Source organism: Pedobacter sp. GW456-11-11-14-TSB4 (genome assembly GCF_059424425.1).
The window spans coordinates 70,196-82,947 of record NZ_JBWKZK010000007.1 but is presented as its reverse complement, the minus strand read 5'-3'; the positions used below and the strand labels follow the sequence as shown (position 1 = coordinate 82,947).

11 protein-coding genes and 1 pseudogene are annotated in these 12,752 nt (G+C 37.0%); 4 read left to right on the top strand and 8 right to left on the bottom strand.

Annotated features, from left to right (window positions below; all coding sequences use genetic code 11):
- Nucleotides 1–1,580 (bottom strand): annotated as a pseudogene (locus tag AC07XU_RS17660) (hypothetical protein); the annotation flags it as partial.
- A gap of 666 nt (nt 1,581–2,246) precedes the next feature.
- Here AC07XU_RS17660 and AC07XU_RS17655 point away from each other — a divergent pair.
- Together AC07XU_RS17655 and AC07XU_RS17650 are read left to right on the top strand one after the other, a co-directional pair.
- Nucleotides 2,247–4,151, top strand: a complete 1,905-nt coding sequence (locus AC07XU_RS17655) for a tetratricopeptide repeat protein (RefSeq protein ID WP_494944954.1) — start codon at nt 2,247–2,249, stop codon at nt 4,149–4,151.
- Between the two features lie 3 nt (nt 4,152–4,154).
- Complete coding sequence (locus tag AC07XU_RS17650; protein ID WP_494944953.1) at nt 4,155–4,871, top strand: glycosyltransferase family 2 protein; 717 nt, start codon at nt 4,155–4,157, stop codon at nt 4,869–4,871.
- 3 nt (nt 4,872–4,874) lie between these two features.
- Here the strand turns inward: AC07XU_RS17650 and AC07XU_RS17645 are convergent, their stop codons facing one another.
- From AC07XU_RS17645 to AC07XU_RS17625, 5 genes are all read right to left on the bottom strand, one after another.
- Nucleotides 4,875–5,420, bottom strand: coding sequence for a GNAT family N-acetyltransferase (locus AC07XU_RS17645; RefSeq protein ID WP_494944952.1), 546 nt, complete (start codon nt 5,418–5,420; stop codon nt 4,875–4,877).
- Between the two features lie 389 nt (nt 5,421–5,809).
- Nucleotides 5,810–6,313, bottom strand: coding sequence for a shikimate kinase (locus AC07XU_RS17640; protein ID WP_494944951.1), 504 nt, complete (start codon nt 6,311–6,313; stop codon nt 5,810–5,812).
- Nucleotides 6,314–6,383: 70 nt separating this feature from the next.
- Nucleotides 6,384–7,439, bottom strand: a complete 1,056-nt coding sequence (locus tag AC07XU_RS17635; protein ID WP_494944950.1) for an ABC transporter permease — start codon at nt 7,437–7,439, stop codon at nt 6,384–6,386.
- Nucleotides 7,439–8,590, bottom strand: coding sequence for a BT_3928 family protein (locus tag AC07XU_RS17630; protein WP_494944949.1), 1,152 nt, complete (start codon nt 8,588–8,590; stop codon nt 7,439–7,441). Before AC07XU_RS17630 ends, AC07XU_RS17635 begins: the two co-directional genes overlap by 1 nt.
- A 115-nt stretch (nt 8,591–8,705) precedes the next feature.
- Nucleotides 8,706–9,248, bottom strand: a complete 543-nt coding sequence (locus AC07XU_RS17625) for a DUF1599 domain-containing protein (protein WP_494944948.1) — start codon at nt 9,246–9,248, stop codon at nt 8,706–8,708.
- Nucleotides 9,249–9,303: 55 nt separating this feature from the next.
- On the opposite strand from AC07XU_RS17625, the gene folP reads away from it, so the two are divergent.
- Complete coding sequence (gene folP, locus AC07XU_RS17620; protein WP_494944955.1) at nt 9,304–10,167, top strand: dihydropteroate synthase; 864 nt, start codon at nt 9,304–9,306, stop codon at nt 10,165–10,167.
- Nucleotides 10,168–10,253: 86 nt separating this feature from the next.
- Nucleotides 10,254–11,051: a diadenylate cyclase CdaA gene (gene cdaA / locus AC07XU_RS17615; protein WP_494944947.1), complete on the top strand. Its 798-nt coding sequence runs from the start codon at nt 10,254–10,256 to the stop codon at nt 11,049–11,051.
- Between the two features lie 702 nt (nt 11,052–11,753).
- Here cdaA and AC07XU_RS17610 read toward each other — a convergent pair.
- Complete coding sequence (locus AC07XU_RS17610; protein ID WP_494944946.1) at nt 11,754–12,164, bottom strand: BrxA/BrxB family bacilliredoxin; 411 nt, start codon at nt 12,162–12,164, stop codon at nt 11,754–11,756.
- Nucleotides 12,165–12,315: 151 nt separating this feature from the next.
- A complete protein-coding gene (locus tag AC07XU_RS17605) occupies nt 12,316–12,747 on the bottom strand; it encodes a CCC motif membrane protein (RefSeq protein ID WP_494944945.1) in 432 nt (143 codons plus the stop codon).
- Nucleotides 12,748–12,752 lie beyond the last annotated feature (5 nt).

The following is a 12,752-nucleotide window of genomic DNA, read 5'->3' as shown; positions in this document are numbered from 1 at the left end:
TTTACAGTTCCAGTACAGCCGTTCGCGTCGGTTATCACAACAGTATAGGTTCCGGCAGTTCTGCCAGTTCTGTCCTCTGTGGTTACTCCACCGCCCCAGTTAAAGGTATACGGAGCTGTCCCGCCCGTTGGCGTAAGATTGATCGCCCCATTTGAGCCGCCGTTGCATGAAACATTCGTTACAACCGTCGTTCCCGAAACGGACGAGGCAGGCTGGGTAATTGTCGCATTTACTGTTCTTGTACAGTTATTTGCATCGGTAATGACTACACTGTAGGTTCCAGCTGCAAGGCCTGTCCTGTCTTCGGTAGTTGGTCCTCCAGCCCATGCAAATGTATAGGGAGGTGTTCCGCCAGATGGCGTAAGGTTGATGGCACCTGTTGTACCACCATTACAGGCAATGTTTGTAACAACCGTTGAGCCATTCAGCACCGGAGGCTGGGTAATAGTAAATGTCCTTTGAGCTGTACATCCAATTGCATCAGTAACAGTAACAGTATAACTTCCAGCCGATAAGCCAGTTGCAATACTTCCTGTGCCACCACTTGGCGACCATGAATAAGTATAAGACCCAATTCCCCCTGATGGGTTTACTGCAGCAACACCTGTTGAACCTCCATTGCAAGCAACATTCGACTGTGCCCCAGATGTTGTTATATTTGAAACGTTTAATATACCATAATTGCTATTGGTAACGCAACTTGCAGAACCATTAATCGCAACGGCTCGGTAGCGGTAACCATTAAGAATAGAAGTTGCACCGGTAACAGTAAGGGTAGTTGTAGTAACACCAGAATATGGCCCTGTATTACCAAGATCCGTATAGGTGCCAGATTGGTTTACATCTACCTGCCATTTAAAGCTAGTAGCACCCGTAGCTGATGTCGTAAATGTTGTAGTCGCCCCATTACAGATCGACCTGTTAACCGGGTTTGCAGTGATTGTTGGCGGTGTACACGCAGGTGCATCAGTGAATGTGAAATTGTCTATCGCAAAATAATCGTAATTACTGCTCAATTGAACCTCAAGCTGATCGATAACAACATTGGTATTATCTGCCCCCCCTTCGGTTGCAAAATTAATTGATATAAAACCATTACCTGGAAATGCAAATCCTATATTATTACCTGCAGTATTTTTTACAACCGTAAACTGCGTAATGCCTCCTAGTTTCCCTACAAAGGTTACAGCACCAGCAGCACCATTAACAGTAACTCCAGGATTCTGTGCTGCATCTCCAGTTAAATAAATGAAAAGACTATTTAACTTAAAAGCACCAGCTGAGGCGGCAGTTATAGTGCCTATTTGCCCCATAGATTGAGCTGCAGCACCATCGTTAACTTGTATAAATCTATTGGTACCATTATAGCCAAAACCAGGCAAATTAACTACCGTAAAAATCTGGTAATTACTTGCTAAATTAAATGTTTTTCCATTGGTGGTAAAAAATGCATTGCCGGCTGTTGCAGCTTCAAATGTTTCTGTAACTTGAGCCTGAGCATTTTTTGGAAAGTAAATTGCAAAAACAGCGAACACAAAAAATGCTAATAGCAGTTTTTTAATAGATTGTAGAGCATTCATAATAGAGGGTATGATTAGAGCTGATAATAAGATTAAAATGAGTATTTTATTGGTTTAGCTATTGCAATCACTAATTTCAATAGGATAGTTCACCTTGAACAATGCCTGACAAAACAGTGCTGCAAATAATTATGTGGAAGGAGTGCAATAGTAAAGTAAATGTTTAACCATATAAAGTCTTTAAAAATTTAAACTTAGACTTTAATGCTTTGCACTTTTAGTCAAAAGTTTTTTACTTAATTTCATTCCCCTAAAATAAATATTGAATTCTAAGGTTTTTCTGAAAGTCGATAAAGCAATAAATTTAGTAGAGGAAATGGAATTTAAACAAGTTAAACAGTTTAATTACAAGCCGCTATTGAAATAAACACTTAAAGGTTTCACTTCAAAACTACTACAAAAATTTAAGTGTTCAAACAAATATTGAATATTTTACTCCTTTTAAGAGTACGATTTTTAAAACAATAAGCAATAACGTTTTAATTTATACGTTGCCGCCTATACAGCCATTATTCCTGAAGAAATTACATCTATAAAATTAAATATTTTATCTACTCGTGATATCTACTCATCGTCTTTTCACCACCATGGCTAAAATATAGTTTAACTTATAAATATTAAATTTAATTTTGAGGAAAAGGATGATCATTAATTGCTAAAATAATAGTGAAAAATACCCTCAACAAAAACACTTTAGAACAGGAAATTACCTACGTAAATTATCTACCCTACCTTTTATTAGCCAGCTGCCTTCTGGTGTATGCCAACACTCTTAGCCACGGATTTGTACTTGACGATGAGGCAGTGATTACCAAAAATAGGTTTGTACAACAGGGCTTTGCAGGTTTTAACGATATATTTACCACATTTTACTGGAAGGGTTATTGGGAAACCGGCAGCGGCCTCTATCGCCCACTTTCATTAATTGTTTTTGCCACAGAGTGGGCTATTGCGCCTGGTAATTCTAAACTTTATCATGCCATCCAAATCCTTACTTATACAGCAACTATATTTGCTTTATTCAGGTTGCTGACAACACTATTTTCAGGATTGAATAAGTGGCTACCATTTTGTATCTCGCTGCTATTTGCCCTCCATCCGCTGCACACAGAAGTAGTAGCCAATATCAAAAGCCTTGATGAACTGCTAGCCTTTCTTTTCTTTGTACTGGCGAGCAACCAACTGCTAAAGAAAGAAACAGTTAACTGGCAGAGTTGTATATTTCTTTTTCTTGCCCTATTATCTAAAGAAGGTGCCATTGCCTTTGTACCCGTTTGGATACTGCTTTTTGTGCAGATCAAAAAACAAAAATTAGGGATCGCATTTAGGCATACCCTGCCATTGATCGGGGTAACGCTAGTGTGGTTGGTAATAAGAACCGCCGTGATCAACCGCTCGCCTGCAATACTGTACAGCTATCAAGATAATTCGCTGCTGGCATGTCCAGACTGGGTCTCACAAAAACTGACGGCTATTACCATCTTAGGCAGAAACTTATTACATGTTTTTTACCCAAATGATCTCTCTTACGACTATTCCTACCCTCAAATCCCATGCTCCAATTTGGCAAGTGCAGATTTTTGGTTGGCCTTAATAGCGCTAATAGCACTACTTGCCGTTGCCATATTTTATTTCAAACGCAAACCATTCATCAGTTTTGGACTGCTTTTTTTCTTCATCACCTCATTTCTGACAAGCAATATTGCCTTAACTATTGGGGCAACAACCGCAGACCGTTTCATGTTTACTCCGCTGCTGGGTATACTAATCGCTGGATGTTATTTTGTTTATGAACAGGGCCAGCAATTAAATACTAGAAAGGCAGGAATACCAGGTGTAGTACTGATGGCCATAGCAGCTATTCTTTTTATGTTAACTTTTTCTGCCAACAAAGCCTGGAAAGATAACGATACCCTTTTTGCAACCCATGCTAAACATGTGCCGGCAAGCGCAAGGGCACAATACAATTACGGTACAAGCCTATTAAATATAGCCATTTCTGCAAATAAAGACAGCCTAACCAAAGCCTTCGAAATTTTAACCTTAGCCCATAGTTTAGACCCTAAAAACACTGAAGTAAAAGGCAACCTTGGAATTGCTAGCTACCACCAACAAAATTATATCATGGCTAGCAATTGGATCAAAAAGGCGCTGGCCGAAAAACCCACTGATGAAATGAAACTCAACCTTGCCGATACTTATGTTAAACTTAAACAACTCGACAGCGCCGTTTTGCATTATAAGGAGGCACTAGCAAACAAAGTATATAATGGAAACTCCCACGCAAGGATAGGCGAATCCTATTTCCTCGCCAAGGATTACGCTGCAGCCGCTGAGGCCTTTGCGCAAGGAACCGTAGCCTACCCAGATAATGCAGAACTCTGGATGAACTATGGTAATGCGCTGGCGGCTAATGGAAATTTCAGCACGGCAATCAATGCCTTTCAGAAGGCGCTAGAAATTAACCCAAACCAGCGAACTGCACTCTATTATATCGCAGTTACCTACCACAACATGGGCGACGACCAAAAGGCAAATTCGTACATGCAGCGATACCAAACAGGCAAATAGCATATGACAACACTCTCTATCATCATCCCACTTTACAACGAACAGCAAACTATAATTCAGGTATTGGACCGAATCGCCGATGTCAAATTCCAGCATCCCGTACAACTGGAGATTATTATAGTTGATGACTGCTCCAGTGATAATTCCGTTAAACTCGTTCAAGCATACATAGATAGTCATAGCGGGTACCAGATCAAATTACGCTCTAACCCAAAAAACCTGGGCAAGGGCGGCTCCATCAGAAAAGGAATTGCAATAGCGACCGGCACCTTGCTTTTGATCCAAGACGCCGATCTAGAATATCATCCTAATGACTACCCACTTTTACTCACCCCATTTTTTGAAGGCGTAGCCGACGTAGTATTGGGCTCAAGATTTATAAGTAACCGACCTCATAGAGTATTGTTCTTTTGGCATTCTATGGGAAACAAACTCATCACCCTGTTGAGTAATGTGATGACTAACCTAAACCTTACGGACGTTGAATGCGGTTATAAGGTATTCAATACCGCCATCCTCAAAACCTTGCAGTTAAAAGAAAGGCGTTTTGGCATCGAACCAGAAATAGTTGCCAAAATTGCAGCGATTCCAAAAATAAGAATATATGAAGTTGGTGTTTCCTATTACGGCAGAACCTATGCAGAGGGTAAGAAAATCGGACTTAAAGATGGATTTAGAGCATTATACTGTATCCTTAAATACAGAATTTTCCCTAATTGAGAATTATTGCAGCAAACCTTTTTTTTCATCAAATACAAGTACTTTCTCCATTTCTATTAGGCTAATTGCTGAAACTTTTGGCTCACCAAACCTACCTTCTATTTCATCAAATGAGATAGAATTTCCAGTACTCACATAGCCATGACGCCTGTACCATTCAATCAGTTCAACTCGAGTGCTAATCACCGATATAACAATCTTTTTGCAGTTATTTTGAAGAGCATGATTTTCTGCAGCCAATAAAAGTGCCTTGCCAATCCCTTTGCCCTGATCAAGAGGTGATACGGCAAACATACCAAGATAAAGCTCATGAGATTTTACCTCCAAACAAACAGTACCAATAATTTTATCGCTAATGTCATTAAGCTTTAGGATAGTTACTTCCAGTTTGTCTACAAGTATTTTCAAAGCTTCTTCATCTACCCTAATGCCATCAAGAATTTCAGCCTCAGTAGTCCATCCTTTTTTTGAGTCTTCGCCACGATAGGCAGAGTTCACTAGTGCTTCAAGTTCTTTAATGTCCTTAAGTTGGGCTCGGTTTATATTCATCTCAGTATTATGAGCGGCAAAAATAAGGAATTGACTTCAGCTAATCATGTCTTTAAGGTTAAAAACGAGATGTGCCTCATAAAAAATTCGCTCTTGAGTTCTCGATTTATATTAACCATAAGTTAAAATTTTTCAAGACCTCAGGAGATCAAGCATAGCTCAAGTACAGATGAAGCATAGATGAAGTATGGATGAAGTATAGATGAAGTATAGTTCAAACATTTACTTCACCTGATAAAAACTAGCCTATTTAGTATGAAACAGCTATGGAAATTAAAAAGCAGAAGAAAATGGGCTATTTACGCTAAATAATTTTTAATGTATATTTTTCTTATAAGTTAACATTCAACCCCCTTGTCTATTTAGATTTATCAACATAAGTCGAATCTTTACGCATTATTTTTCAATCGTTCTTCCAAAATCTCTGGATCTAAATCAAAGGCATTAATTACAATTTGTGCTTGGTTATAAAACGGATTTCTTTCACCTAATTTCATTTCAATAAAAGCCAATAATTGTTCATCATCCATTCCTTTAAGAAGCGGCCTTTTTTCTCTATTGTGTAAGCGTGATACCAATTGAGGCGGTGTCATTTCCAAATAAATGGTTTTTCCGTTCGCATTCATCCATTCCATATTATCGAAAAAGCATGGCAACCCGCCACCAGTGGCTACAATACAAGTAGCCGGATAACTAAATGTCTTTAGTGTCTTACTTTCTAATTGTCTAAAAGCAGCCTCGCCATTTTTCTCAAAGTATTCGGCGATAGACATTTCTTGACTTTTTACAATTTCAGCATCTAAATCAATTACTGGGCACTCTAAACGATTAGCCAATTGCTTGGCTTTAGTGCTTTTACCACAGCCCATAAATCCTATTAGGAAAACTTTCATTTTAATATATTATCTATTGAAAAATTATTCTATTGCTGGCAAACTTTGTCCCAAATCTCATTACTCAAGTCTACGAAAGTTTTACCCTCGGATCTACCCACGCATAGAGCAAATCGACTAAAATATTTACCACCACAAACACAAAGGCAATAAATAAAATAGAACCCATTACTACCGGAAAATCCGACATCTCTAAAGCGGTAACCGTAGTTCTTCCCAATCCATTGTAGCCAAAAATGTATTCCACAAAAAATGAGCCCGCTAAAAGCGATGCAAACCAACCAGATACCGCTGTTATTACCGGATTTAAAGCATTTTTTAATGCATGTTTATAGATAATTGCATTTCTGCTTAATCCTTTTGCTCTTGCCGTACGAATGTAATCTTGTGCCAATACATCTAACATCGCACTGCGAGTTAATTGTACAATAATGGCTAGTGGCCGTAAACCTAAAGTGATCATCGGCAACCATAAATTTCGCCAGGTAATAATTTCTCCTTTAAAAGGATCATAACTATACAAACTGCCGCTCATATTTAAACCAGTGTAATCTGCCAATACAAAACCAAATAACCAAGCAATAATAATCCCTGCAAAAAATGAGGGTGCCGATATACCCAAAATTGCGAAAGTATTTGCGGCATTATCTATCCATGTACCTTGATGAACTGCTGAAATTACCCCTAAAAAAACGCCAATTAGGGTAGCGAAAATCATAGCTGTTAATGCCAATACAAAAGTATTGGGCACTGTTTCAGAAAGAATGGTTGTGACATCTCGTTTGGTTTGATACGATCTTCTGAGGTAAGGAACCTTTAAAACAACTACATCATCGCCAATGGCAAAAAGCTCTTGGTATTGATATTTTTCTTGATTTTCTGCCAAGTTGGGATGAACACTAATTGGAGATAAGTCATTAATGTATAAGAAAAACTGAATGGGCTTAGAGCGATCTAAGCCAAACTCTTTACGCACCGCATCTAAAGATTGCACATCAGAACGCTGCCCCATTGTCATCCGAGCCGGATCACCAGGTAAAATATTAAACAACACAAAAACAACTAAAATTACGCCTGCCATAACCGCAAAGCCATATATTAATTTTCTAAGTGCGTAAATTCCCATTATTTGCTAAAATAATCTTCCGTCAATTCATCAAAAGATGGCAAACCATGGTAATGCCATTTATCAATAATAACTCCATTTTTTAATAATAAAACTCCCGGATTTGCCCTTACCATGCTTTTTAACGGCACGGCATCTGCATAAAAAACCTCTGTAAATAATTTCATTTTTTTGCTGAAGGCAGCTGCATCTTGAGCAGAATTTGAGGTTAACAAAACAGTGCGAATATTAAACTGTTCTGCAGCATTCAAAGCTAATGCATTAATCTCACCAATGGCATTTTCATCTGTGTGTTTCAAATCATAAGCCACTACAACTAAATTATAATACGGATTTTCTATTAATTCTTTGGTGTAATCTGTTCCAGAGGCATCCGCAATCATTAAATCCTTAATTTTCACATCATAACCTTTTTTAATCAGTTTTTTATCTGGTGTACCAACAATTTCCCAATTCTCATCCTTCCAGATCTCCTCTTTTAGGTAATCTTTATCACTCATGGTTTTAGTCTCTGCAGTTTTTTTGTTTTTAAGCTCATACATGATTAAGTATTCATCTTGTGCAGCACCTGCCGGGATTTTCATGTTTTCTGGAATGCTCGAGCCTACTTTATAAGGCAAAAAATCTACAATTGGCAAATAGTTATAGGTAAAAGTTCCAAAAAATAAAGACGCAGAAAAAACTGCAGCAAATAGCCCACTTTGTACGCCAGGCTTTGTAGTAACCGGATGAATTTTACCTCTATGAATAAATAGATAAACAATCATTACCAACAATACCAAATCTTTGCCAAAAGATTGCCACGGTGTTAGCGGTATGGCATCTCCAAAACAACCACAAGAGGTAACCACTTTAAAAGCAGCAGATACAAAAGTTAAAAACGTAAAGAAAATAATGATAGCCAATAATCCTTTGGTTACTTGCTTAATCCAAAAGCCAAATAACAATAATGCGCCGAGAACGATTTCTAAAACACATAAAATGATGGCAATACCTGTAGCCCAATCGTTTAGAAACGAAATATGAAAAACCTCAAAATACTCTTGCAGCTTATAGCCAAAACCTAGCGGATCATTGGCTTTAATTAATCCAGAAAAAATGAACAATAAACCAACAAACCATCTTGAGAAATTTAAAACTATTTTTTGCATGATGAGATGTGAGATTTGAGATGTGAGATTTGAGACATTTATATTTAAGCTATAAAAATGTTTTTAAGCTAAAAAATCTTTGCGGATCTTTGTTTCTTAGTGGTTGATGTATTTTTTATTTTACCCCAAGTTTAATCAAAGCAAAAACCGAATAGTTTAACATATCCTGATAATTAGCTTTTACACCCTCAGAAACTACTGTATGACCCAAATTATCTTCAATTTGTTTTACCCTTAATATTTTCATCAAAATCAAATCTGTTAATGAACTGATACGCATATCTCGCCAAGCTTCACCGTAATCGTGGTTTTTAGCAAACATCAATTCTTTAGTTTCATTAACTCTTTGATCAAATAAATTTTCAACGAGCTCAACTTCCAATTCATTCGGGTCGCTATCGCTTAAATCTAGTTGCAACATGGCAATTACACAGTAATTCACAATACCAATATATTCAGATGTAATATCCTCTCCTACTTTAGAAACTTTTTTCTCTTCTAAAGTTCTAATGCGTTGCGCTTTAATAAAAATCTGATCGGTTATAGACGATGGCCTTAAGATGCGCCAAGCCGTTCCATAATCTTTGGTTTTCTTTAAAAAAAGCGATTTGCAAACCGTTATTACGCTATCGTATTCGTGAGATGTATTTACTGCCAAAACAATTAAAATATTTAGTTTAAAGACATTTTAATGCCTATTTTTGTATTAAATGATGGCTAAAGATACATTTTTAAACCGAAAAGTAACACTAAATTGTAAAGGCAAACTGGTAGATTTAAGTTCGCCAAGCGTAATGGCCATCTTAAATGTAACTCCCGATTCTTTTTACCAAAAAAGCAGAATAAGTGATATAGATGAGGCATTAAGAAGGACGGAGAACTTTGTAAATGAAGGAGCCACTTTTATAGACGTTGGTGCATACTCATCAAGACCTGGCGCTACCGATATTAGTGTAGATGAAGAGCTAAGCCGCTCTATTCCAATTATTAAAGCTATTGCCAAAGAATTTCCTGAAACATTAATTTCTATAGATACTTTTAGGGCAAAAGTAGCCGAAGAATGCATCACTGCCGGAGCACATTTAATAAATGATATTTCTGGCGGAAGTTTAGATCATGCGATGTTTGATACCGTTGCCAAACTCGATGTACCTTACATTATGATGCACATGAAAGGCACTCCACAAACAATGCAAATTGAACCCAAATATGAAAATGTTACATTAGAAGTGATTAATTATTTCACTGAAAAAATTGCTGCACTAAAAAAATTGGGTGTAAAAGACATCATTATCGACCCAGGTTTTGGCTTCGCCAAAACAATTGAACATAATTACGAGCTTTTACAACAACTAACATGCCTTAATATTTTCGATCTGCCTATTTTAGTAGGCTTTTCAAGAAAATCTATGGTTACAAAAGTATTAAACATTAAAAATGAGGATGCTTTAAATGGAACTAGCGTTTTAAACACAATTGCCTTACAAAAAGGAGCGTCAATTTTAAGGGTACATGATGTTAAAGCCGCAATTGAATGTATTAAACTATCAGAAAAAGTGAGATTGGCTAATTTTTAAACAAATTCTTAAAAAAAACACTCCTTTTTCAATCAATACCTCTCCTAAAATTGATTTCAACCATCTAAATAACTAACTTAGGCTCAATGAAAAACTTTGATATTGATTTCCTTCTAGAAAAAATTACCTGGGTTAGCATAATCGACATCTTAGTTGTAGCCATCCTTATTTATTATGTGTATAGTTTAATAAGAAATACCCTAGCGGTAAACTTATTGCTAGGCATGCTCATTATTTTTCTTTTTTACCACTTGGTAAAAAGTTTAAACATGGATTTGCTCTCTACCATCATCAATAAATTTATGAGTGTTGGTATCATGGCGCTCATTATCATATTTCAGCCAGAAATTAGGCGATTTTTATTGCATTTAGGCAAAAACACATTTTTACAAAAAAACAAAGCTTGGTGGGGTTATTTATTTGGCAGTAAAGATTTAGAACGAGATAATTTAATTAGAATTAAACCCATTATTGATGCTTGCAAAAGCATGAAAAAATCTAGAACCGGCGCTTTAATTGTATTCGTAAAGTTTTACGACGACGAACTTTTTAGCAACAGTTGCGAGTTAATCGACTCAAAAATATCAAAACGCTTATTAGAAAGCATCTTTCAGAAATACAGTCCGCTGCATGATGGAGCCGTTGTAATTGCCGAAAACAAAATTAAAAGCGCAAGCTGCATTTTACCTTTAACGGATAATGATAAATTACCACCTCAATTTGGCCTACGCCATAGAGCCGGTATCGGGGTTTCTGAAACTACTGATGCAGTAGCAGTAATCATATCAGAAGAAACTGGCGAGATTGCCTACGCAAAACAAGGCAGAGTAAGAATGAATGTTTCTTTTGGCGAGCTAGAGAAATTATTGAACAAAGACTTTTGATAATTGATCACCAAACTCAATAAAATTTTCCGAGTGTTCAGTGTTTCACCAACCATCCTTTAAATACTCCAAAGTTTCTGTATTGTCAACTAACCGATATGTGACAAGCAAATCATTGCGTTATAAAATGTTTTCGTATTTGAAAAGATACTTCAGTAAATCTTGGGATAGGTCCTGCCCCGCTGTTCCTACAAGCCCCAATGAAGAATTGGGGGCTTTTCGTGCCATCGGGTTTATTAACAAAAAGTTTTTCGCTACTATTAAAGTATGCTCCGTTCTAGCGAATTAACAAAGAAGCAATATACTCACTGATATAGAAGAAAAACAAACCATTAGAGATTGTCACGCTGAGCGTAGTCGAAGCGCCACTCCTAATTTTCATCTAACCCATAAGCCTTTCCTAATGGTCGGTGTCTTGCCGACCATACTTATTATTACTCCAAAATTTCGGCAGGTGAGACACCAGCCGATAGACAAATTTAGGCGTATCGTCATGCTCAGCTCGACTGGGCATCGTAATGCATTTTTCCTAATGGTCGGGTATCTTACCGACCACACCCATAATTACTTCAAAGTTACGGCAGGTGAGACACCAGCCGATAGTAGAAATATGATAACAAAAAACCCATCCTGCTTAACAAGATGGGTTTTAAATAACAGTCAATAAATTGGTGTAATTACCTTTATCTGTGTACTCCTAGCCTAACAATACTGCTCAAAAGCACCAATTAAACTATCGGCAATCATTTGCGCTGGTCGGCCTTCAATTTGATGACGCTCAATCATATGAACTAATTTACCATCTTTAAACAAAGCCATTGACGGTGAAGAAGGAGGAAAAGGCATCATATAACCTCTTGCTCTATCAACAGCATCTTTTTCCATACCTGCAAAAACAGTAACTAATTTATCTGGGTGTTTAGCATTAGAAGCTGCCAATTTAGCCGCCGGACGAGCATTTGCTGCTGCGCAACCACAAACAGAGTTTACTACAACAAATACAGTACCTTCACTTTTAATTGCACTATCAACCGCTTCAGCCGATTTTAATTCTTCAAAACCAACGTTTGTTAACTCAGCACGCATTGGTTCTACTAAATATTCTGGATACATCTCTTTTTCTTTTTTAAATTAAAGTACAAAGATAACAAATCTAATCTGCTTATATTTTAGCAAAAATAAAATAACAATATACTGACTTACAGCCACAAAAAAAACGGGTTGATAAATGAACATCAACCCGCTTTTAAATTAACAATTTTGCTTATTGCAAATTTTGTAATGCTTCTCTCATTGCCTCTTGATCTGACAATGCCGCAAAACCGAACATGGCAATAAAAACAATACAGATCAATAAATAAATGATATTTAAAATCAATCCGATTATTGCACAAACGCGGCCTGCATTTAAATTTTTAAATGAACCCTCTGTATACGAGCCCATACTTAATGCGTAAAGTGCTCTATCTTTTTTGCTTAATACTAAGGCAACTATTGCCAATATTAAACCAATTACCCCATAACAACAACAGGTTAATATAGACAAAATACCTAAAATTAACACAATAGTTGCGTTAGGTAGAGGTTGTTGCATGCCATTAAAACCCATACCTCCATTTTGCGGAGGAAAAGGATTTTGTTGTTGAAAAGGATTGTTTTGTTGTGGGTTTTCTTGTGGGATTTGTTCTTCAGACATTGTTT